Below are 22967 nucleotides of genomic sequence, written 5' to 3'. Positions count from 1 at the left end.
GGCAGCGCAGCACCCTCACCCCTTCTTCTTCGGCTCCCACTGTTGGGTCGGCCCGCCGGCGTCGCGCCAGGCGGCGTAGCCGCCCGCGATGTGGGCGACGGGCTTGAGGCCCATGTCCTGCGCAGTCTTGGCGGCGAGCGCAGAGCGCAAGCCGCCGGCGCAATGGAAGACGAACTTCTTGTCCTCCTGGAACACCGGCTTGGCATAAGGGCTCTGCGGATCGATCCAGAATTCGAGCATGCCGCGGGTGCAGGCGAACGCGCCGGGGATGCGGCCGTCGCGCTCGATCTCGCGGGGATCGCGGATGTCGACGATGACGACGTCGCCGTTCTTGGAGATCTCGATGGCGTCTTTGGCGGTGAGCGTCTCGATCTCGGCATTGGCCTCGTCGATCAGCGCCTTGATGCCACGGGTGATGGTCTGGGGCACGTGGTTCTCCCTCTTGTAGTCATTCCCGGCGCGGAGCGCGAGCTAGTGCGTTAATTCCTTCATCGCACCTTCAAGTCCCTCGATCGTGATCGGATACATGCGGTTGGCGAAAATGCGTTTGATGATGGTGGTGGATTCCGAATAGTCCCAGTGCTTCTGTTGCACGGGGTTCAGCCACACCGAATGCGGATAGGTACGGATGATGCGGTCGAGCCAGACCGAGCCGGGCTCCTCGTTGACGTGCTCGACCGAGCCGCCGGGCACCATGATCTCGTAGGGCGACATCGAGGCGTCGCCGACGAACACGATCTTGTAATCGTGCGGGTATTTGTGCAGCACGTCCCAGGTCGGGGTGCGGTCGGTAAAGCGCCGCTTGTTCTGCTTCCACACGCCTTCATAGAGGCAATTGTGGAAGTAGAAATACTCCATGTGCTTGAACTCGCTCTTCGCCGCCGAGAACAACTCCTCGACCTGCTCGATATGCGCGTCCATCGAGCCGCCGATGTCGAAGAACACTAGCAGCTTCACCGCGTTGCGGCGCTCGGGCCGCATGTGCACGTCGAGATAGCCGTGATTGGCGGTCTCGCGGATGGTGGTGTCGAGATCGAGTTCATCCGGCGCGCCGGTGCGCGCGAATTTGCGCAGGCGGCGCAATGCCACCTTGATGTTGCGGATGCCGAGCTCGACATTGCCGTCCAGATCCTTGAACTCGCGCTTGTCCCACACCTTGACGGCGCGGTTGTTGCGGTTCTTGTCCTGGCCGATGCGAATGCCTTCGGGATTGTAACCATGAGCGCCGAACGGCGAGGTGCCGGCGGTGCCGATCCACTTCGAGCCGCCCTGATGACGGCCCTTCTGCTCCTCGAGACGCTTCTTCAGGGTCTCCATGAGCTTGTCCCAGCCCATGGCCTCGATCTGCTTCTTCTCTTCGTCGGTCAGGTATTTCTCGGCGAGCTTCTTCAGCCACTCCTCGGGGATCTCGGCCCCCTCCATGGCGTCGAGCAGGCTTTCCAGCCCCTTGAAGACGGTGCCGAAGACGCGGTCGAACTTGTCGAGGTTGCGCTCGTCCTTCACCAGGGAGGTGCGCGAGAGATAGTAGAAATTCTCGACCGAGTAGTCCGCGAGGTCGGCGTCGAGCGCCTCCATCAGCGTGAGGTATTCGCGCAGCGTCACGGGGACCTGCGCATCGCGCAGAGAAGTGAAGAATTGCAGGAACATGGGTGACAGATTGCCCTTTGGATTGTCGGCGTCAAGGGGCGCCTCGGAGACCCCACCCGACGAGCTCTGGGCAGGATTGTCCGCCAGGCGGGATTGGCGGAGCGATTGTGCTCGTCATCCTTTCGCTGATAAAACGGGTCTGAAAGCCTGACCGAACCAGGAACGGCCGCCACGCGCGGCCGTTCCGTTTGTTGGACCAGGGCCATGAAACTGGCAATTCCTGGGACGACGACCAACAAGGACGCGCGATGAAATTTACCGGCACCAAGGACTATGTTGCGACCGACGATCTCAAGGTCGCGGTCAATGCCTCGATCGTGCTGGAGCGCCCGCTGCTCATCAAGGGCGAGCCCGGCACCGGCAAGACGGTGCTGGCGGAGGAAGTGGCGAAGGCGCTGAACGCCCCGCTTCTGACCTGGCACATCAAGTCCACCACCAAGGCACAGCAAGGCCTCTATGAATACGACGCGGTATCGCGCCTTCGCGACAGCCAGCTTGGCGATGCCCGCGTGTCCGACATCAAGAACTACATCAAGCGCGGCAAGCTGTGGGATGCCTTCACCGCCGAGCAGCGCCCGGTGCTGCTGATCGACGAGATCGACAAGGCCGACATCGAATTCCCAAATGATCTCCTGCTTGAGCTCGACCGCATGGAATTCCACGTCTACGAGACCGGCGAGACGATCAAGGCCAAGCAGCGCCCGATCATGATGATCACCTCCAACAACGAGAAGGAGCTGCCGGACGCGTTCCTGCGCCGCTGCTTCTTCCACTACATCAAGTTCCCCGATGCCGACACCATGACCCGGATCGTCGACGTCCACTTCCCCGGCATCAAGAAGCGGCTGGTCGAGGAAGCCCTGCGCATCTTCTTCGAGGTCCGCGAAGTGCCCGGGTTGAAGAAGAAGCCCTCCACCTCAGAGCTTCTGGACTGGCTCAAACTGCTGCTCAACGAAGACATGAGCGTCGAGCAGTTGCGCGAGCGCGACCCGCGCAAGCTGATCCCACCACTGCACGGTGCGCTGCTCAAGAACGAGCAGGACGTGCATCTGTTCGAGCGATTGGCGTTCCTGAGCCGGAGGGAAGTGTAGGTTCGAGCGCACTCCGCTGCCGCCCCACCTTCCGGTGTCATTCCCCGCGAAGGCGGGGAATCCAGTACGCCGCGGCTTCTCGAATCAATCATAACCGCCTCTGGAATACTGGATCGCCAGGTCAAACCGGGCGATGACACCGAGAGTGTGGCGCACTCTCTCCACCTCGTCATTGCGAGCGCAGCGAAGCAATCCAGGCTGCCTCCGCGGAAAGATCCTGGATTGCATCGCTGCGCTCGGGATGACGGAGCAAGGGTGAGCATCGCCCTCTCCAACTCGCGCTTCAAATCGCGAGGGGCGACCAAGGTCGCGTGAGATGGGCCTCCGGCTCTGCAGCGCACAGCTGCACCGGACGATGCTTCGCATCGCCGGGGAAGCGCAGCGCTGCGTCCGGAGCACGAGACCTTGCTACGCCACCGCCGCATCCGGCACGCGCGCGGCTTCCATCGGCTTCTTGCCGCGGATCAAGTCCGAGGCGCGGTCGGCGATCATCATGGTTGAGGCATTGAGGTTCGCCGAGATCATGCGCGGCATCACGGAGGCATCGATGACGCGGAGACCTTGCAACCCGTGAACGCGGAGCTGATCGTCGACCACCGCCCAGGTGGAATCCGCCGGGCCCATGCGGCAGGTGCAGCCGGGGTGGAAGGTGGTGGTGCCGCGCTCGGTGGCGGCCGCCAAAAACTCGTCGTCGGTATTGACGTTGGGTCCGGGGAAATCCTCGTAGGCGTAATAGGGCGACAGCGGCGCGCTCTTCAAAAGCCTGCGCGCGAGCTTCATGCCGCCGACGATGACCCGGCGGTCGAGCTCGGCGTCAAGATAGTTGGTCTGGATGATCGGCGGCGCAAACGGATCTGCCGAGCGGATGCGGACATAGCCGCGGCTCTCGGGGCGCTGCTGCCAGGACGCCACCGTCATGCCGGGCTCGTCCTCGAGCTGGCCCTGCACGCCTTCCTTGTAGCTCGCCGGTGTGAAGGTGAGCTGGAGGTCGGAGCTCTCCGCACTCTCGCCGGAGTGCCAGAAGCAGTAGACCATGGTCGGCGACAGCGACAGCAGGCCTTTGCGCGCGGTCGCCCATTTCATCGCCTCGACCCAGAGACGCCAGCCGCGGCGGAGCTCGTTGATGGTCCTGATGTCCTTGACGCGCGCGACCGTGCGCGGGGCGTAGTGATCTTGCAGGCCTTCGCCGACCGGAAGCGCGTGACGCACGGCGATGCCGTGGGCCTGCAACAGATCCGGTGAGCCGATGCCGGACAACTGGAGCAGCTGCGGCGAATTATAGGTGCCGCCGGAGAGGATCACTTCCTTGTTGGCGCGGACCTCGACCGGCGTGCCGCCATGACCGCCCTTCATGTAGCGCACGCCGACGGCGCGCTTGCCCTCGAAGATGATCTCGGTCGCATGCGCGTGGGTGCGGACATGCACGTTCGGCCGCTTCATCGCGGGCTTGAGGAAAGCGGTGGCGCCGGAGACGCGCAAGCCCTTGTCGATGGTGCGCTGGCAATAGGAGACGCCTTCCTGGGTCTTGCCGTTGTAGTCGGGGTTGCGCGGAATGCCGAGGCTCACCGCGCCTTCCATGAAGGCTTCGCAAAGCGGATCGCGCCAGTTCATGGTGGTGACGGTGAGATTGCCTTCGCGGCCGCGATAAATGTCCTCGCCCTCGCCGACCCGCTTCTCCAGCCGCCGGAAGTAGGGCAGCACGTCGGCATAGCCCCAGCCGCGATTGCCCATCTGCGCCCAGGTGTCGAAATCCATGCGCTGGCCGCGGTTGTAGATGTGGCCGTTGATCGAGGACGAACCGCCGAGCGTCTTGCCGCGCGGCGCGTAGATGCTGCGGCCGCCGGTCCAGGGTCCGACCTCCTGCTGGTAGGCCCAGTTGATGCTCTTCATGTGGAAGGTCTTGATGAAGCCGGCCGGCAGATGGATGTAGGGATGCCAGTCGCTCGGGCCGGCCTCGAGCACGCAAACGCTGGTCGCAGGGTTTTCGCTCAGCCGGCTGGTGAGCACGCAACCGGCGGAGCCCGCGCCGACGATCACATAATCAAATCTGTCCATGGTGCCTCGGCCGCCTCTAGCGCGGCTTGTCGTTGAGTTGATAATTCAAATGCGTTCGCACCGTAGGCCATTCGGCCGCGGTGATGCTGTAGACCACGGTGTCGCGTAGCGTGCCGTTCGGCGCGACCTGGTGGCTGCGCAGGATGCCGTCCTGCTTGGCGCCTAGGCGCTCGATGGCGCGGCGGCTCTGGTGATTGAAGAAGTGGGTGCGGAATTCCACCGCGATGCAGTCCAGGGTTTCGAAGGCGTGGGTGAGCAGCAGCAATTTGCACTGCGTGTTGAGCGGGCCGCGTTGCGCGCTCTTACCATACCAGGTCGAGCCGATCTCGACGCGGCGGTTGGCCGCATCGATGTTCATGTAGGTCGTCATGCCCACGATCTTGCCGCTGCCATCGAATACGGTGAAGGGGAGCATCGAGCCGGCGGCCTGAAGACCGAGCCGGCGGTCGATTTCCTTGCCCATGTTGTCCGGCGTCGGGATTGCGGTGTACCAGATGGTGGAGAGCTCACCATCCTTCACGGCCTCGCTCAGCCCCTCGCGGTGCTGATGCGACAGCGGCTCCAGAGCGGCATGCTGTCCGCGCAGGGTGATGGGATCAGGCCAGGGCATTTGAAACTCTCTCCTTTGTCATTGCGAGGAGCGAAGCGACGAAGCAATCCAGACTGTCACCGCGGACGCATTCCTGGATTGCTTCGCTTCGGTTGCAATGATGGTCACTAGCACCGTTTACTTGTTAAGGAAATTCAACGGCAAACCGCTGCGCGGCCAGTCCATGGCGATCAGCTCGCCCTTGCCGGAGAGGGTGATGTAGGCGGTCTTCAGCTCGGGGCCGCCGAAGGCGATGTTGGTGGTGACGCGGTCGCCGGTCGGGATCTGCTCGACCAGCGTGCCATCGGGCGCGATCACCGAGATGCAGCCGGAGACGAGGGTGGCGACGCAGACATTGCCGTTGGCTTCGACCGCCAGCGAATCGAACATCTGGTAGCCGCCGAGGCCGCAGATCGGTTTGCCCCGCTCGCCGCGATAGATCGCGTCGCGCGGCTTGAGCGTGCCGGGCGCGGAGAGCTCGTAGGCCCAGAGCCGGCCCGTCGGCGTCTCCGCGATGTAGACGGTGGTCTCGTCCGGCGAGAGGCCGATGCCGTTCGCCGGCAACACGCCGTGGACGACCTCGACGATCTCCTTCATGCCGGGCTTGAGATAGTACATGCCGCCGACGTCCATCTCGCGCGCGCGGCGCTTGCCGAGATCGGAGAACCAGAGGCCGCCCTGCTTGTCGAACACCAGATCGTTCGGCCCGCGCAGATCGTGCTCGCCGCATCTGGTCACGACGGTTTCGATCTGGCCGGATTGCAGATCGACGCGCTGGATCGAGCCGCCGAGATAGCCGTCGGGCTGCGGACCCGGCATGATCATGTTGCGGGTCGGGATCCAGGAGAAGCCGCCATTGTTGCAGATGTAGATCTTGCCGTCGGGGCCGAGGGCTGCGCCGTTCGGGCCGCCCGGAATCTTCGCGACGACCTCCTTGCGCCCGTCGGGATGGATTCGGGTCAGGCGCTGGCCGCGGATTTCCACCAGCACGACCGAGCCGTCCGGCATCACGACCGGCCCTTCGGGAAATTCGAGGTCGGTGGCGAGAACGCGGACGTTGGACATGTGGGGACCCTCCCGGCTGCTTGTTATGACTTGCGCGGGATGTCCGGCACGGGCCCCACACGCAAGATTGCCTGCGGTTATGACAAAGTCACCGGGGCTTGCCAAGCAAGCCGGATGGTATGCCAGCGTTGCGCGCTAATCTCGCACGGGTATCCAAATCTCCAGGCCGCCATTGCCGGTGGCGGGATCGAATTTCTCGTCGTAGCGCTCGAAGTTCGGCGCATCGGCAGCCTTCAGGCCGGAGGCCGGCAGCCACTGATTCCAGATCGCGTTGACGGTGCGCCTGATCGAGGCGACGTGGTCGGTGTGGGTGAACACCGCATAGCGCTGCTCGGGGATGCGGATACGGCCGAAGGGGCGCGGCAGTTCGGAGAAATCGGCGACCTCGACGCCGGCAATGTAGTCGAAATTGCCGGCATCGTCGCCGTTGCAGCAGACGCCATAGGCGACCGCTCCAACGCGCGTGGGAATGGCGGCGACCTCCTGGTGGAAGCGCTGCCACAGTCCAGGAATGGCCGCGCCGTTGTCGCAGGAGATGCGCTCGATGATGCCTGCGACGAGGAAGGCCTTTGTGGTTTCGAAGCGCGGGCTGGCGAGTTTGTCCGAGATGGTTGAATCCATGAGGATCGGCTCCTGGAGCTTGAGATGGCCGGTGCATTGCGCGGCGCGCACCGCTTCGGGCGTGGTGCCGAACTGGTCGCGGAACGCACGGGTGAATGCTTCGTGCGAGCCGTAATCGGCCTCCAGCGCCAGCGACAGGATGTCCGGCGCGCCATTCGCAAGACTGCGCGCCGCTTCGCTCAGCCGCCGCGCGCGCACGTACCGCATCACCGGCAGGCCGGTGGCTACGGCAAACGCGCGCACGATGTGGAACCGCGACACGCCCGATATCGCAGCGATCTCGTCGAGCGTCATCGGCTCGGCCAGATGGCTCTCGACATACCAGAGCGCGCGCTGGGCTGGGTTCATGGCGTTTCTCGTTCGAAGCGCGACCATGATGCACGGAAGTCCGCGGGTTTCGCTTGATCGGCGTTGCGGTCCCGCAGGAGGATAACGCCGGAACAGCCACTGGCAACGTCCGGGCGTTCATGGCTACACTCGGGACGTCCTTGAAACCGCTCACAAGAAAGCAGGAGGAACCGCGTCATGAAAATCACCGATGTGCGGGCGCACCATATCCGCATCCCCTATGACGCTGGTGTCGCGAGCTTCCGTCAGGGCGCCTCCGCCATCACCGCCCTCGACATGGTGATCCTCGAGGTCACCACCGACGCCGGGCTCACCGGCTGGGGCGATGCCTTCGCCTATGTCTGCCCCCGCACCACGCGCAGTGCCGTCGAGGAAATGATCGCACCACAAGCCCATGGGCTGGAGGTTCCCGATGCCGCCGGCATCCCCGCGGTGATGGACCAGATCCAGCGCAATCTGCATCTGTTCGGCCGTTACGGCATCACCATGTTCGCGATCTCCGGGCTCGACATCGCGCTGTGGGACCTCGCCGCCAAGATCGAGGGCGTCCCGCTGAACCGCCTGCTCGGCGACACCAGGCGCTCGGCCATTCCGGCCTATGCGAGCCTGTTGCGGATCGGTTCGCCCGACAACATCGCCGCCGAATGCAAGAAGGCGCTCGCACTCGGCTATGGCGCCATCAAGCTGCACGAGACCACGGCGCCGGCGGTGTTTGCCGCGCGCGCGGCGATCGGGCCCGGCATTCCGCTGATGGTGGACATGAACTGCCCGCTGTCAGGCGAGCAGGCGGTCGCGTTCGCCAGGACATGCGGGGACGCGCAGCCGATGTTCCTGGAAGAGCCGGTCTGGCCGCCGGAGGATTTTGCGGCGCTCGCCGAGGTCCGCAGCAAGGGCGGGCTCGGCGTCGCCGCCGGCGAGAACGCCTGCACGGAATATCAATTCCGCCAGATGATGGAGGCGGGCGCGGTCAGCCACGCCCAGCCGTCGGTGATCAAGGTCGGCGGCATCACGGAATTTCTGAAGGTTGCGGCGCTCGCGGATCGGCAAGGCGTCAAGATCGTTCCGCACTCCCCGTATTTCGGCCCCGGCCTGCTGGCGACCTTGCATCTCCTGGCGGGGCGCAACGACGGGTTGGTCGAGATGTTTTACCTGAAGCGCGAGGCCTGCCTCTGGGGCGGCCGCGCCGATGTCGATGCCACCGGCCATGTCGCGGTGCCGACCGGACCTGGGCTCGGCTATGAGCCCGACCGCAGCGTCATGGAGCGATATCGCGTCGCCTGAGCGCGGCGCCTATTTCGCCGCATCCTTCGGCGGCGGCGCATCCTGTTTCTTCTTCACATCCTCCGCGGTCTTCGCCTGCGCGGCCTGGAGATCGCCGAGCATCTTCTGCAAGCCGGCCACGGTCGTCTTCAACGCATCGATCTGGCGAGCCGCGGCGTCCAGCTTCTGCTGGTGATCGAGGTTGAGCTTGGTGATCGTCTTCTGGAGGAAGTCGACGTTGCTCTGGAGGCAGCTGGTGCGGCGCTCCATGGTCTTCTCGACGGTGCAGATCTCGATACCGGGCACGTCCTGCGCGCGGACCGGCACAATCGCCAGCGTAGCGAGCAGCAACATCGCGAAACAAACGACGGCGCTTCGAAGCAGCATACAGGTTCCTCGTCAAATCAATCACGGCAATGTGCGCTTTTTGCACGCAGCCTGTCGAGGCTACCACACTCGCACCGCATTCTCGCGTTGAGCTTGCGGCTGTTCCCTCGCACGGGGAGCGATGATCTGCACGCGGAGGAAATGGGCACTCTTTCCGCGGCTTTGTTTAAGGGAGTTTTTTGATGGCAACGCGCGACAGACGACTGGCGGAATTCGACGGCGCCGGAGAACCGCCGCCCGGCCTTGCAGTCGAAGTGCTGTGCGAGGACCACAGCGGAACGTATCAGCTGCCGTTCGCCTGCCGCTATATCGAGGGACGCTGGCAGAACCACGCGGCCGGCGTCGCAGTTGAAGCAACCGTCATCGGCTGGCGCGTCCCGCGCATGAAGCATTCGGGCGTGGCCTGAGCACTGATTTCTGTCTCAAAATGCAACGGGGCCGCGTCCCGGCTTTAACCTTCGGAACGCGGCCCGAACGAATCACGTCCGAATCAGCCGTAGCGCCCCGTACGCGCCTGTTCACGGCTAGATGTCGCAACCGGCCAGCGCGCGCATACAATATCTGCACAGCGCGTGAGCGGGCTCAGCCCACCACGGGCGTCAAACGTTAACGCCTTCAATGACATGACCGCGGGGTGCGGCGGTTGGATGCTCGCTCCCAAAACAGGCAGATGGCACCCGGCCTGCCTAATATTCGACCTCGAGCTCCTCGATCTCGGCCGGCTCATCCCGTGCCGCCGCGATCCATTCCTTCATCTCCGGCATGGCCATGATGGTATCGGCATAGGCCTGCAGCTGTGGCTCGAGCTTGACGTTATAGGTCACGAAGCGCGTCACCACCGGGGCGTACATCGCGTCAGCCATGGTGCGGGTCTCGCCGAACAGGAAGGGCCCGCCCGATTTGTCCAGGCAGTCGCGCCAGATCGCCCAGACGCGATCGATGTCGGCCTGCGCGCGCGACCAGATCTTGAAGCCGGGGAAGTGCCCCTTCAGATTGACCGGCAGCGAGGCGCGCAAGGTGGTGAAGCCGGAATGGATTTCGCCGCAGATCGAGCGGCAATGCGCGCGCTGAACGCGATCCGCGGGCAGCAGCCCGGCATCCGGCATCGCCTCGTTGAGATATTCGGCGATCGCCAGCGTATCCCAGACGATCGCGCCGTCGTGCCGCAGGCACGGCACCAGGATCGACGACGACAACAGCAGGATTTCGGCACGCGCCGACGCGTCGTCCGGCGCGGTGACGATCTCCTCGAAATCGAGCCCGGAAAATTTCGTCAGCAGCCAGCCACGCAGCGACCAGGACGAATAGTTCTTGCTGCTGATGGTCAGTGTCGCCTTCGCCATATGGCCTTCCCTCACGCCTAAGACTTGCACCCCGCCTGGACTGCGGGAGTGCGCACCGCCTGTGCTTCCCGCCAAAAGAGCAGCAAGCGACGTGCCAATCTTGAGGACGGCCCATCTCCGGTTTGGCTCCGATATTGCATAGCAGCACGGGGACAGGTGGGCTTTTCAGTATGATGTCGATGTATTATCAGGCCTTTCAGAACCATATGGACCTGACGGCGCCGTGGCGGTCGGGGGCTTCGTCCGCACTCAAATTCCTCAATCTGGTGCCGCAGGGCTTATCGGATCAGGTCGTCGGCCGGCTGTCGGCCGCGCTGGAGTTGATCTCCCGCTCCACCCTCACCTATCACCGCCCCGCCTACGGCATCGACAGCGTCATGGTCGGCAATCGCGAGGTCGCCGTAACCGAGGAGATCGCTTACGCGACCCCGTTCGGCTCGCTGCTGCGTTTCAAGAAGGAAGGCGTGGGCGAGCAGCCGCGCATGCTCCTGGTGGCGCCGATGTCCGGCCATTTTTCGACGCTGCTGCGCGGCACCGTGAAGACGCTGCTGCAGGATCACGACGTCTACATCACCGACTGGCACAATCCACGCGACATTCCCCGCAGCGAGGGCCGTTTCGGGCTCGACGACTACACCGAGCATCTCATCGACTTCCTCGGCCAATTAGGCCCCCGCCCGCATATGGTCGCGATCTGCCAGCCCTCGGTCTCCGCGCTCGCGGCCGCCGCGATCATGTGCGAGGGCAACCATCCTTCGCGGCCGGCGACGCTGACGCTGATGGCCGGCCCGATCGACACGCGCATCCAGCCGACGAGGGTCAACGAATTCGCCAAGAGCAGGCCAATCGACTGGTTCGAGCAGAACCTGATCAACTACGTGCCGATGCAGTGCCGCGGTGCCCTGCGGAAAGTCTATCCCGGCTTCGTGCAGCTCACCGCCTTCGTCTCGATGAATCTCGAGCGCCATATCAAGCAGCACATCGATCTCGCCGATCACATCGCCAAGGGCGAGAAGGAGAAGGCGGCCAGCATCAAGACCTTCTACGACGAATATTTCGCCGTGATGGACCTGCCCGCGGAATTCTACATCGAGACCGTGCGAGACGTGTTCCAGGAGCATCTTCTGCCCCAGGGCAAGCTGATGCATCGGGGACGTCCGGTGAACACCAAGGCCGTCAGCCGCATGGGGCTGATGACGGTCGAGGGCGAGAAGGACGACATCTGCTCGATCGGCCAGACGCTGGCCGCGCAAGACCTCTGCACCGGCGTACGCGCCTACCGCCGCGTCCACCACATGCAGGCCGGCGTCGGCCATTACGGCGTGTTCTCGGGCAAACGCTGGAACAACGAGATCTACCCGCTCTTGCGGGATTTCGTGCACGTGAATTCGTAACCCGTCAGCCCCTGGCCCGTACGTCACGTGCGAACCTCAACGCGCAATTGCAGTGAGGCGACCGGAGATGGGTCAGGATCGAGACGTCTCTCCTGACCAAACGGCTAGCTAAACAAACCGCACGTGCCTAATGCACTTGCTTGAGCAGCTCTCTGGCTTCAACGACTTCGGGAAGATTGCGCTCCGCATCGAATTCAGCGAGCACGGGAGCGAGCACCTCGGATACCGCGCCCGCTCCGCCATTTGTCTTATGCAGGCGTGCAAGTCCAATGGCGCTGCGCAGCTCGAAAGTCTTCACCCGTTGGTGCCGTGCGATTTCAAGCGCTCGGCTTAGCGCAGTTTCGGCCCTGGCTAGGTCCGAAGGATCATGACGCAACAAAAGCTCCCCGTAGACGCGATGCAGCTCGGCATCAAGCCAATGCTGACCGGATTGCCCCGCCCATGCGATCAATCCGCTCAAGATTTCCAGCCCGTTTTCGAGTTGGCCCGACTCTGCATCCGCCATGGCGACATGCATCCCCCAAAACGGCTCACAGAGGTAGCAGTCATTCTCGTGCAGCAAGGTCCAGCCGCGACGCATTTCCGTTAGCCCGGCCATTCCGTCGCCAGCGCGCCACTTGGCCAGGCCATTCAGGTAAGTGCCGGCGGCCACATACAGCGGCATCGTGTGGTCGCGAGCGAGACCAAGCGCCAGGATCGTCTCTGTTTGCTGCAACATGCCCCCGCATAGTCCGTCGAACACAGCTCGATGAACAAGCGCATTGGCCTGAGAAAGCGCCCGTTTTTCTCCGGAAGCACTTATCGCTTCCGCGGCGAGGCGGCGTGCGCGGGCGATCCTGCCAAGGGGCCAAAGCACCAGGGCAAGGAACCTCATGATCACGAATGGGAGATCCAGCGCCGAGCCCCTGAACGTCGCGGGATCCGGCTCGTCACCATAGATCTCTAGTGCCTTCTCAAGATGTACTCTCGCGTTCAAGTAGTCGCCCCCGAACCAGCAGGTAACCCCGCCCGTCCAATGTGCAACGACGGCGGCCACCGGTGAGGCCGGTCGCCGGTCAGCGGCGTTCACGATGGCATCCACCAGCGCCTGCATCGGCGCGAGTTCGCCGTGTGTCAGGCAGGCATTGAAGAGACCCGAATGGACCGGCGCAAGTTCAACCGGATCATTGATGTCGGCTGCGAACTGTCGGGCGCGCGTCCATGCGGCGACCGTTTCGGGAGCGCTGTGCCCGAGGCTGCCCCGTAATGCACGGCCATATGCGATTTGAAGATGTAGCCTACCCATCATCCGGTCGTGCTCATCGGGCAGGTCATCGGCGATGGCAATCGCCTTGCCGAGATGTGCAATCGCCTCGGAATAAGCGGAGCGTTTCAGCGCCTGCAGGCCCGCCTTGCGCCACCATTCGAGGGCGACCTCGCTCAGCCCCGCCTCAGTGAAGTGGTGTGCCAGAACTTCCGGCTCAGTCTCGGCGACGACTGGAAACTTCTCGCGCAGGACATCGCCGATGCGCTTGTGAAGCACCTGCCGTTTGCTCTTGAGCAGGCTCTCGTAGGCCGCTTCCTGAACGAGGGCGTGCTTGAAACTATAGTTTGCTTCGGGCGGAGCCCCGCGACGCACCAGCAGTTCGGCCTCTTCGAGTTGCGCTAGCGCAGCGCTCAGCGTCAGATCATCGCGTCCCGCCACATATCTCAGCAGCGCGTATGAAAAGTCGCGACCGATGGCGGCGCCTATCTGCGCTAACTCCTTGACGGGGGCCAGCCGGTCAAGCCGCGCCATCAGCGAATCCTGCAGCGTCGCGGGAATAGCGAGCGGCGGGAGCGGATTATCGAGACGATAGCGCCCGGCATCTTCGACGAGTAGCCCGGACTCCAGCACCATCTTGGTCAATTCCTCGACGAATAGTGGGATGCCATCCGTCCTATCGATGATCTGCTTCATCATCTCGCGTGGCAGCTGGCGACCAACGGCCACCTGTTCGACCAGCGCGCGCGAGTCCCGCCGATCGAGTCGGTCGAGCCGCAACAGACTGACGTTGGCAAGGCCCGACCAGGAGGGCTCGAACTCTGGCCGGGATGTCATGAGCACGAGTATCGGCAGTCCTCTGATACGATCGACCGCGAGATCGAACAGTTCAAGTGTCGTGGCATCGGCCCAATGCATATCCTCGCAGATAATCAGCAGGGGTTGCTCTCGCGCCAACCCCTCAAGCTGATCCAGAAGGGCGGCAAATGTCTGTCGCCGCTGCTGCGCCGGGCTCAAAGCCAGCGGCGGACAATGGTCGCCAGTGGGAATCGAAAGGAGAGCCGCAATGAGCGGTGTCGCTTGGGCGACCTGCTGTGTTCCAAGCGACAGCATTGCCTCGAGCTTGTCGAGCTTTTGCCCAGGCGTGTCGTGCGACCGGATGCCGGCGGCGCGCTCGAGCTGCGCGACAAAGGGATGGAGCACACTGTTGGTATGGTAGGGCGAACACTGATATCGCACCCGGCGGTGCGCCCCCAACGAGGGGCTTTCGGACAGGGTTGCGACAATGCGCGACTTGCCGATGCCCGCTTCGCCAGAAATCAATACCATCTGGCCCTGCCCCTGCCATGCCAGCCGCTGGCGCGAGAGAGTGAACTCGATCTCGTCCCTGCGGCCGACAAAACCGATCGAGCGTACCGCGCGGACCGCCTCGAAGCGACTCTCGGATGCGATCGCCCCCTCCACCGCCCAGACTGCGATTGGTTCGGCTATCCCCTTGACCTCACGGCGGCCGAGATTGCGAAACGTGAAGAGATCACCAAGCAGCCGGCGCGTCGACGAAGCAACGACGACCGCGCCCGGTTCCGCCAGGCTCTGGAGCCGAGCGGCGAGGTTTGGTGTGTCGCCGACGGTTGCCTGCTCCTCTGATGCATCTCCACTGATGAGGTCACCGACCACCACAAGCCCTGTCGCAATTGCGATGCGCAGTTCAACCCGTTCGTCGGCGCCCGTTTTGAGCTGCCCAATTGCGGAGATAGTGTCGAGGGCAGCTCGTACTGCGCGCTCCGCATCATCCTCATGCGCGCGAGGATAGCCGAAATAGACGAGTATTCCGTCGCCAACGAACCTGGCTATCCTGCCGTCATAAGCGGCAATGACGCTCGCGCAGGCGGCGCGGTAGGCCCGGATCACTTCCCACATATCCTCGGGATCGAGACGCGCCGAGAGCGCGGTCGAGCCGACCAGATCGCAAAACATAACAGTGAGGTGGCGCCGCTCGGCGTCCTGAGGAGGGGTCGGCGATGCGATCAACGCGGCTGGATCGAGGTCGGCAATAGCACGCAGCATTTTGCGGCGATGGCCTAGCAGGACTCCGAGCTTTTCAAAGTCCTCGTCCATCAGTTCGGGGAGGACGCCCACGTCGATTCCATTCTGGGCAAAACGCTCTGCGTATTGCCCAAGCCCCAGTTTCTCGAGCCACTCCGCAATCTGCATTGGCTCCACCGATCGTGTGGTTGGCGGTTAGCAGGATTTTGGACCACGGCGCGGGGACGATATCCCAACACCGCCATGATGGCACGTCTTGTTTGTTGTGCGATAATTTAGGTTACTCAGTACCGACACGGCTTCCAAGCCGGGTCGCCGCCCGATGCGAACGACTGCGCTACCAAAAATCGTCTTCCCGCAGCGTTGGACGACAGAGGTTGCGATGAGTGGTCACTACTCACTCCGGACCTGAAATCGAATCCAACACTGCGGCTTGTGCACTCGTCATGACGCCAAGCAGACGTTCTTGCGTGAGCACAATTCCTTCATTGCTTGTCCATGCGCGCTTCGTAGTTGCGAGCCATCATGCCCGCCGCAACTTGGAGCGAGGAACCAACCACCCAACAGCCGGCAACAAAGGTTATCAGGCCATTGGCTGGGTTTTGATCAAGGACAAGGATGCTGACGGACAGAGTTGCGGCAATCGCGGCGCCGAACGTTCCAGCCGCACTCATGATCTCAGCCGGCTCGGAACCATTCCACTCTTCCAAGTTGCTCGAGATCGACTTCCGCGCGACACTGCGAGACAAATCAATTCCGACATAATAGCTGAGAGCTCCGTAGAGCATCGTTATCAGCACGATCCAGCCGCTTTCAAACAGTCCGCCTTTCTCACGCAACAGGGTCGCACCCACATAGAGGCCACAGGAGGCCCCAACGGCTGCGAGCCCAATTCTTTCAAGAAGATGGGCCGACCTGATCAGACCGGAACGAGCGATCCGAAGATTGCCGGAGCCCCTCGTTAGGGAAAATGCGCTGGAAACTGCATCACTAATTTTCATTGGGGGTCTCCTTCTTAGGTAAGTAGCGGCCTACCGGCCGACCCCGAATAGAGGCAGCCTCGTGGACGCGTTTTGCGATTGCCTTGATTCCAATTTCTGAAAAATCTGTGCTGAGTGATGGGGCTGGCTTGCTCGTGAGCAAGACGAGAGCCAATCCAAAGCTGCGAGCACGCGGCTACGCAGGCATTGCATCTCACCCGTGTCGGTCAGTTAGGTCCGGGTGCGGCAATTTCTTGCGGGAGTGATAGCTCGAAAGAGAGTGATGAAATATGAGACGGTTCACATAACGCGGTTCCCCGTCGCTCTATCCGATCACAATTTCCGGAGGACAAGTCTGCATCGTCGCGAGACCCGGGAGCACGGGAGCTGAATCAGTAAACAAGTTGTCCCGCGTCTCGCCGACATCAGATCTATCCCCTCATACCGTGTTTCGTGCACGTGAATTCCTGAAGCGCGAGCAAGCAATCAGCAGGATCGGACAAGGCAGCGCGGCTTTAGGAAAGACGCCGGCGCTCCGCCAGCCCTAACACACGGACATGCCGCTTTTGCCGGAGGCCAAGCCATGTCCGAACTTCCCACCCCCGCTGCAACACCCGCCGCGGTCGTCGATGCATTGAAGGCGGTCGCAGGCAATCCGCCGAAGGTGCGCGCGAGCTTCGCCAAGGGTCGATGTGTGCGCGGGACCTATGCCCCGTCCGACCGCGCGGCAGAGATTACGCGATCGCTGAGCTTCACAAAACCGTCGCGCGTGCTGGCGCGCTTCTCCGTCGGCGGCGGCAATCCTGGGATGACCGACACCAACAACCTCGTGCTGCGCGGCTTCAGCTTCAGGCTGGGCGACGACGCCCATCGCTCGGACATCCTGACGGAAACCGCTCCGGTGCATTTTGCACGGACGCTCGACCAGATGCTCGCCTTCCTCGAGGCGCGCATTCCGGGTGCGGACGGCAAGCCCGACATCGAGAAGGTCCGGGCCTTTTCGGCGGCCAATCCTGAAACACTGAACCAGGCGAATTACGTCGCGGCACGCCGGCTGCCCGGCAGCTTTGCCGGCACGACCTATTGGGGCGTGCACTCCTTTCCCGCGACGAACGCGAAGGATGAGACCCGCTTCATCAAGTTCAAGGTCTCGCCGGTCGGCGGCGACGTCACCTTGAGCGAGGACGAAGCGAGGGCGAAGTCGGCCGATTTCCTGCATGACGATCTCGCGCGGAGGATCGTAGCCGGCGATGTCCGATTCAACGTGATGGCCTTGCTCGACCGTCCCGGCGATCCCACCATGGACGTGACCCTGCGATGGCCGGACGAGGACAACCGTGAGCAGGTGCGGCTGGGGACGATCGTCATCACCAGCCTCGAAGCCAACGCGGCCTGCGACGGCTCCATCTTCAATCCAGCCAATCTTGCCGACGGCATCGGCCATCCGCCGGACGAGATCTTTGCGGCGCGCCGCACGGCCTACACGATCTCGCTGGCAAAGCGCCGGTAAAATTCAAGTCTTGTCCCGTCCGCCATCCGTTTCGCGGCGCCACGCGCCCGGACTGACGCCGACGATGGACGAGAACACCCGCGTGAAATGGCTCTGATTGGCAAATCCGGCCGAGATGGCAATCTCGGACAACGGCAGGTCGCGGACTGTCATCAGTTGCTTGGCCGCCTTGACGCGCTGCTGGAGCAGCCATTGATGCGGCGGCAGGCCGGTGGAGATCCGGAACGCGCGTGAGAAGTGGCTGACTGACAGCCCAAGCTCGGTCGCGATCAGCTGTAGCGCGATCTTGCCCGAGAGATCGGAATCGAGCCGGTCACATGCACGCTTCACCTGCCATGGCGCAAGACCGCCGCGGCTCGGTTCTGCGGCTGGCTTCAGCCCACCATAGGTCTGGGCGACATGGGCGGTGAGCGCGAGCATCATGTGATCGACGAAAAGCTGGTTGGTCTCGTCGGGCCGACACAGTCCTTGCCGCAACGAGGCACCGACATGTCGAACGACCTCGTCGTCATGACCGACACCGGGCTCGTAGCTGAGCTCGCCTACGCGCGGCCCGCCCGGTTGCCTGGCAACGCTGTTGAGCGCAGAGCGCGGCAAATAGAAGAAGAGCGAGTGAAACGGCTTGTCGATCACATAGCGCGGGTCACGCTTGAGGTCGTACAGATAGGTCGCACCTGCGCGAACATCCGCCTTGGTGACACAGCGGCCCTCCTCCCAGCATTCGCAATCCGGATAGTCGCGGAGTTTCAGGCTGAGGAGATAGGCATCTTCCGCAGCCAGCGAGCCGGAAATATCCGGTGTCGGATCGTCGTTGCGGACTTCGGTGACCGCGAGCTCGGCGCTGTGCAGCGAACGCGTGATCAGGACCGGTGCTTGCTTGGAGCGAAGGCCCTGCCCGAGCCTCTGCCCGTAGACGCCTGCGTGTGTCATTCTAGTAAATCCATCCGTAAAGGCACGTCTTCGCCGGCCTTCCCGAGATCCGCACATTATCGGAGATCGCCGGCCGACGGTCCAGCTGCAGCGCATAACACGAAGCTGGCGCGGCCGGCCGTCGCACCGGGCCGTGCCGCGATGATTTCATTGTGATTTCAGCGTGATGTCACCGGCCTGGCGTCGCGAAGGACACCACCGTTGACCTGCCCGGCAGATCGCGGGGCGACTTCATCGTGCATTTTGGAAATGATCTGTGGCCTGCGCACGTCAGTTGGACCATTCCTCGCCCCAGAGCTGGACGACATGGCCCGGCGACACCTCACGATATTGACGCACGGGCGGCTGGTAATCGGGCGCGCGCACCGGGCTTCTGATCTCGTCATTCGTGGCCTCGCGCCTGGTGCCGCGGCGCGCTGGATCGGGCACCGGCACGGCCCCCATCAGCTTCTTCGTATAGGGATGCTGCGGATTTCCGAACAGGGCCGCGCGTGGACCGGTTTCGACGATCTCGCCGAGATACATCACCGCGACGCGATGGCTCATGCGCTCGACCACCGCGATATCGTGGGAAATGAAGAGATAGGCAAGTCCCATGCTGGCCTGAAGGTCCAGCATCAGATTGACGACCTGCGCCTTGACCGAAACGTCGAGCGCCGAGACCGCTTCGTCCGCGACGATCAGCTTCGGTCCGAGCGCGAGCGCGCGGGCAATGCAGATGCGCTGGCGCTGGCCACCGGAGAATTCGTGCGGAAAGCGCGCGGCCATGTCGGCGGTGAGACCAACGCGGACAAGCAGGTCGGCGACCTTCTCCCGTGCCTGCGACGCCGTGACGAGCCCGTTGGCGAGCAATGGGGCCGCAATCGCCGTTCCCACCGACATGCGCGGGTTGAGGCTCGCGAACGGATCCTGGAACACGATCTGCATCTGCTTGCGAAAGTCACGCAAGGTGCGGGCATTCATCGCCAGCACATCCTGCCCGTCCACCAGAACGGTGCCGCTGTCCGGCTCCGTCAGCTTGAGAATGGAGCGGCCCGTCGTCGACTTGCCGCAGCCGGATTCGCCGACCAGCGCCAGCGTCTCCCCGGCGCGCAAGGTGAAGGAGATGTTCTCGACCAGCATGGACGCGGCCCGAGACCTTGCCGAACAGGCCCGAGCGGATTGGAAAGCGCGTCGTGAGGTTGGAGACCTCGAGCAGCGGTCGCTCGGCAATCGAGACCGTATCGGGCGTCTCCGCCGGCTCGTCAGAGGTCCCCGTCACCTTGTCGACGGTCGGAAAACGCATCGGCCGCGTCCGCCCGTCCATCGAGCCGAGGCGTGGCACGGCCGCGAGCAGCGAGCGGGTATAAGGATGCGAGGGTGAAGCAAAGATGCGCGCGGTCGCATCGGTTTCCACTGCCTGGCCGCCATACATCACCACGGTGCGGTCCGCGATCTCGGCCACCACCCCCATGTCGTGGGTGATGAAGAGGATCGACATCTCCTCTTCCTGCTGAAGCTCCTTCAGAAGCTCTAGGATCTGGGCCTGGATCGTGACGTCGAGCGCGGTGGTCGGCTCGTCTGCGATCAGCAGCCTCGGCTTGCAGGCCAGCGCCATCGCGATCATTACGCGCTGGCGCATGCCGCCGGAGAAGCGATGCGGATGCTCGTGGAAGCGCGATTTCGCCGCAGGTATCCGCACGCGGTCGAGCAGGCATATGGTCTCGACCTCCGCCGCCGCGCGCGACAGGCCGCGGTGCTGGATCAGTGCTTCCGCAATCTGGAAGCCGATGGTCAGCACCGGATTGAGGCTCGTCATCGGCTCCTGGAAGATCATGGCGATTTCGTTGCCACGAACATCCTTCATGCTCGCTTCGGGCAGCGTCAGCAGGTCGCGACCGGCAAGCCGGACGCTGCCTTCGACCCGGCCGTTCTCCTTCGGAATGAGCCGCATGATCGAGAGCGCAGTGACGCTCTTGCCCGAACCGGACTCGCCGACGATCGCCACGGTTTCCCGCGAGGCAATATCGAACGACACGTCGCAGACGACGGGAATCCATTGCCGCTCACGCAGGAAGGACGTCGTCAGGCCGGAAACCGACAGCACCGGCGACTGCGCGTTGGCAGCGATTTGATCAGCTCCGCTTGCGCCCATGCTCATGCCAGTGTCCTAATAGCCACGACTACGATCGACACGCCCCGGCAATTCTTCACCGCGGCGGTGGCGCGCAATCACATCCAGCACGAAATCGACCGCCGTATCCGGCGTCGTCATGCTGGCATTGTGCGGCGTGACCAGGATGCGCGGGTGGCTCCAGAAAGGGTGACCCGCAGGCAGCGGCTCCGGCTCGGCGACATCGAGGACAGCACCCGACAACGCGCCGCTGTCGAGCGCCGCGAGAAGGTCGGCTTCGACCAGATGCGGGCCACGCCCGACATTGACGAGCGACGCGCCGCGCCGCAGGCGCGCGAACAAGTCCGCATTCAGGATGCCGCGGGTCTCGTCGGTCAAAGGCAGCAGGCAGACGAGAATGTCGGTCTGAGCAAGGAAATCCGGCAACGTCTCCATGCCCGCGTAACTCGTGACGCCCTCGATCTCGCGCGGCGAGCGATTCCAGCCGAGAAGCGGAAAGCCGAACGCCGTGAGGCGTTCGAGCACGGCCTGGCCGAGTTGGCCGAGACCGATCACGCCGACGCGACGACGTTTGGCCGGCGTGATCCGGATCTCGCGCCAGACCTGCGCCTTCTGCTGAGCAATGAAGTGCAGGAGATCGCGATGCAGCGCGAGCACAGCCATGGTGACGTATTCGACCATGGTCTCGGCGATACCGGGCTCAAGCATGCGCACCAGCGGAATGTGCGGCGGAACTATTGACGGGTCGAACTGGTCCACACCCGCACCGACCGAGAAAACGAGTTCGAGATTAGGGAAAGTCGTCGCGATGTCGTCCGGCGGCACCCACGCCACGAGATAGCGGATGTCGGCGGGATCGCCGATGTCGGGCCAGAGCCGGAATGGCACATCGGGCGCGCGCTCGGCGAAGAAGCCCGCCCATTCAGCGCCCCGAACCATGTTGGCCTTGTAGAGAACCGTCATGCCGCCAAAACTCTCAGAACGGGCTGACCGGCGCGAGCCGGCGGCCGTCGATCAGGCGCTTGTGGCTGTAGGCCGCGGGATCGACCAGCGGCGTCGCGCCCGTCACGATGTCCGCCGCGAGCTTGCCGGCCGCAGGACCGATGCCAAAGCCGTGGCCGGAGAAGCCGGTGGCAAGGAAGAAGCCGGGCATGGCATCGACCGGCGAGATGACCGGAATGGTATCCGGCGTGCAGTCGATCGTCCCGCCCCAGGCTTCCGCGATCTCGATGTCCTTCAATTCAGGGTTCGACTTGATCAGCGAAGCCAGCGCGGCATTGACCAGCGACATGTCAGGCGCGGGATCGCGCACCCGCTCGGTCTCGAATGGCGACGGCTTGTCCAAGCTCCAGTTCGTGCCGCGCATGAGCTGGTCGAAGAAGGATTTGCCGAACGACAGTTTCAACCCGTTCTTGCGATGCAGATAGGTCGGCCAGAAAGTTCGCGCGTACCGGAACAGATCAGGCGACAGTTCGACCGTGCCGCGGTTGCGTAGCGCCAGGGTAAAGCCGCCGTCGAGGCGGCGGCGGATGCAATAGAAATCGGTGCCGAGCGCACCGGAGGTGATCTCCGGCCCCGGCGTGGTCCGGCACGCGGTCGCATTGACGAGGCCGATCGGCAGCTCGATGCCGTGGCGACGGCAGAATAGCGACGACCAGGCGCCGCCGGACAGCAGCACCGATTGCGTGCGAACGGTGCCCTTCTCGGTGACGACGGCGCTCACCCGTCCACCTTGCGTCTCCAACCCACGCGCGGCGCAGCCCTGATGAATAGTGACGCCGTGCTTTCGCGCGGCGGTCGCAAGCGCCGGCACGGCCATTGAGGGCTCGGCGCGCCCGTCGCTCGGCGTGTGCAATCCGCCGACCCATTTTTCGGCATTGCCGGGCAGGCGCTCGGCGACCTCCGCCGGCGTCAGGACCGTGGAGTGGACCTGCATCTCGCGCGCCGTTACGGCCCATCGCTCCCAGCTGGCGAGTTCGTCCTTGCTCTTGGTCAGGAACAGCACGCCGGTGCGGCGGAAGCCGGCATCGACGCCGGCATCGTTCTGCATGTCTTCCCACAGTCGCAGTGCCTCGCGGGCCAGCGGGATCTCCTCACGCGCGCGGCCCTGCTGGCGGCACCAGCCCCAATTGCGGCTCGACTGCTCGCCGCCGACATGGCCCTTCTCGACCAGGGCGACGGAGAGGCCCTTCTTCGCGAGATGATAGGCCGCGGAGACGCCAATGACGCCGCCGCCGATGACGACGACATCCACCTGCGCCGGCAGGTGCTCGTCGCTGTTTATACGGGTGAGCGGCGGGGACATAGGACACTCCAGATATTCAGTTCGATCGGAGCAAGCTTGC

At 63.5% G+C, this 22967-nt stretch carries 18 protein-coding genes and 1 pseudogene; 5 read left to right on the top strand and 14 right to left on the bottom strand.

What is annotated here, in order from left to right:
• Positions 1–15: 15 nt before the first annotated feature.
• Entirely contained in the window at positions 16–429 is a 414-nt protein-coding gene (locus tag IVA93_RS08595; RefSeq protein WP_018454122.1) for a rhodanese-like domain-containing protein, read from the bottom strand.
• Between the two features lie 42 nt (positions 430–471).
• On the bottom strand, positions 472–1647 hold the full coding sequence (locus IVA93_RS08590) for a vWA domain-containing protein (RefSeq protein ID WP_018454121.1): 1176 nt from the start codon (positions 1645–1647) through the stop codon (positions 472–474).
• A gap of 248 nt (positions 1648–1895) precedes the next feature.
• On the opposite strand from IVA93_RS08590, the gene IVA93_RS08585 reads away from it, so the two are divergent.
• On the top strand, positions 1896–2738 hold the full coding sequence (locus IVA93_RS08585; protein ID WP_007600695.1) for an AAA family ATPase: 843 nt from the start codon (positions 1896–1898) through the stop codon (positions 2736–2738).
• 408 nt (positions 2739–3146) lie between these two features.
• On the opposite strand, the gene IVA93_RS08580 is transcribed toward IVA93_RS08585, so the two are convergent.
• The 4 genes from IVA93_RS08580 to IVA93_RS08565 all read right to left on the bottom strand — a co-directional run bounded on the left by IVA93_RS08580 (position 3147) and on the right by IVA93_RS08565 (position 7416).
• Positions 3147–4793, bottom strand: a complete 1647-nt coding sequence (locus IVA93_RS08580; protein WP_018454119.1) for a GMC family oxidoreductase — start codon at positions 4791–4793, stop codon at positions 3147–3149.
• 16 nt (positions 4794–4809) lie between these two features.
• Positions 4810–5403 (bottom strand): GNAT family N-acetyltransferase, encoded by a 594-nt coding sequence (locus IVA93_RS08575; RefSeq protein ID WP_018454118.1) that lies wholly within the window; start codon positions 5401–5403, stop codon positions 4810–4812.
• Between the two features lie 117 nt (positions 5404–5520).
• Positions 5521–6447 carry an SMP-30/gluconolactonase/LRE family protein gene (locus IVA93_RS08570; protein ID WP_018454117.1) on the bottom strand — a complete coding sequence of 309 codons (927 nt, stop codon included), beginning with the start codon at positions 6445–6447 and terminating at the stop codon, positions 5521–5523.
• 135 nt (positions 6448–6582) lie between these two features.
• Positions 6583–7416 (bottom strand): AraC family transcriptional regulator, encoded by an 834-nt coding sequence (locus IVA93_RS08565; protein ID WP_018454116.1) that lies wholly within the window; start codon positions 7414–7416, stop codon positions 6583–6585.
• Positions 7417–7593: 177 nt separating this feature from the next.
• On the opposite strand from IVA93_RS08565, the gene IVA93_RS08560 reads away from it, so the two are divergent.
• A complete protein-coding gene (locus IVA93_RS08560) occupies positions 7594–8697 on the top strand; it encodes a mandelate racemase/muconate lactonizing enzyme family protein (protein WP_018454115.1) in 1104 nt (367 codons plus the stop codon).
• 9 nt (positions 8698–8706) lie between these two features.
• Here the strand turns inward: IVA93_RS08560 and IVA93_RS08555 are convergent, their stop codons facing one another.
• Complete coding sequence (locus IVA93_RS08555; protein ID WP_018454114.1) at positions 8707–9063, bottom strand: hypothetical protein; 357 nt, start codon at positions 9061–9063, stop codon at positions 8707–8709.
• 182 nt (positions 9064–9245) lie between these two features.
• On the opposite strand from IVA93_RS08555, the gene IVA93_RS08550 reads away from it, so the two are divergent.
• The gene (locus IVA93_RS08550; RefSeq protein ID WP_018454113.1) at positions 9246–9470 is read left to right on the top strand and encodes a hypothetical protein; all 225 of its coding nucleotides are present in this window, start codon (positions 9246–9248) and stop codon (positions 9468–9470) included.
• A gap of 279 nt (positions 9471–9749) precedes the next feature.
• Here the strand turns inward: IVA93_RS08550 and IVA93_RS08545 are convergent, their stop codons facing one another.
• Positions 9750–10406 carry a glutathione S-transferase family protein gene (locus IVA93_RS08545; protein ID WP_018454112.1) on the bottom strand — a complete coding sequence of 219 codons (657 nt, stop codon included), beginning with the start codon at positions 10404–10406 and terminating at the stop codon, positions 9750–9752.
• A gap of 170 nt (positions 10407–10576) precedes the next feature.
• Between IVA93_RS08545 and IVA93_RS08540 the strand changes: the two genes are divergently transcribed.
• Positions 10577–11800 (top strand): polyhydroxyalkanoate depolymerase, encoded by a 1224-nt coding sequence (locus IVA93_RS08540; RefSeq protein ID WP_018454111.1) that lies wholly within the window; start codon positions 10577–10579, stop codon positions 11798–11800.
• Positions 11801–11927: 127 nt separating this feature from the next.
• On the opposite strand, the gene IVA93_RS08535 is transcribed toward IVA93_RS08540, so the two are convergent.
• Together IVA93_RS08535 and IVA93_RS08530 are read right to left on the bottom strand one after the other, a co-directional pair.
• Positions 11928–15257 carry an adenylate/guanylate cyclase domain-containing protein gene (locus IVA93_RS08535; RefSeq protein ID WP_018454110.1) on the bottom strand — a complete coding sequence of 1110 codons (3330 nt, stop codon included), beginning with the start codon at positions 15255–15257 and terminating at the stop codon, positions 11928–11930.
• A gap of 317 nt (positions 15258–15574) precedes the next feature.
• Positions 15575–16090 (bottom strand): hypothetical protein, encoded by a 516-nt coding sequence (locus IVA93_RS08530; RefSeq protein WP_018454109.1) that lies wholly within the window; start codon positions 16088–16090, stop codon positions 15575–15577.
• Positions 16091–16652: 562 nt separating this feature from the next.
• Between IVA93_RS08530 and IVA93_RS08525 the strand changes: the two genes are divergently transcribed.
• Positions 16653–17579, top strand: coding sequence for a catalase family peroxidase (locus IVA93_RS08525; protein ID WP_018454108.1), 927 nt, complete (start codon positions 16653–16655; stop codon positions 17577–17579).
• A 3-nt stretch (positions 17580–17582) separates the two neighbouring features.
• Here IVA93_RS08525 and IVA93_RS08520 read toward each other — a convergent pair whose 3' ends face one another.
• The 4 genes and pseudogenes from IVA93_RS08520 to IVA93_RS08505 form a co-directional block, all read right to left on the bottom strand.
• Positions 17583–18509, bottom strand: coding sequence for an AraC family transcriptional regulator (locus tag IVA93_RS08520; protein ID WP_018454107.1), 927 nt, complete (start codon positions 18507–18509; stop codon positions 17583–17585).
• A gap of 270 nt (positions 18510–18779) precedes the next feature.
• Positions 18780–20649: pseudogene (locus IVA93_RS08515) on the bottom strand (ABC transporter ATP-binding protein).
• A gap of 9 nt (positions 20650–20658) precedes the next feature.
• Positions 20659–21585: a 2-hydroxyacid dehydrogenase gene (locus tag IVA93_RS08510; RefSeq protein WP_247542063.1), complete on the bottom strand. Its 927-nt coding sequence runs from the start codon at positions 21583–21585 to the stop codon at positions 20659–20661.
• A gap of 13 nt (positions 21586–21598) precedes the next feature.
• On the bottom strand, positions 21599–22927 hold the full coding sequence (locus tag IVA93_RS08505) for an NAD(P)/FAD-dependent oxidoreductase (protein WP_018454104.1): 1329 nt from the start codon (positions 22925–22927) through the stop codon (positions 21599–21601).
• Positions 22928–22967: the final 40 nt, after the last annotated feature.

Origin of the sequence: Bradyrhizobium sp. 155, assembly GCF_023101105.1 — a bacterium.
GTDB classification, from domain to species: Bacteria; Pseudomonadota; Alphaproteobacteria; order Rhizobiales; family Xanthobacteraceae; genus Bradyrhizobium; species Bradyrhizobium canariense_D.
The sequence above is the reverse complement of the archived record's forward strand: the minus strand, read 5'-3'. Positions and strand labels throughout refer to the sequence as shown.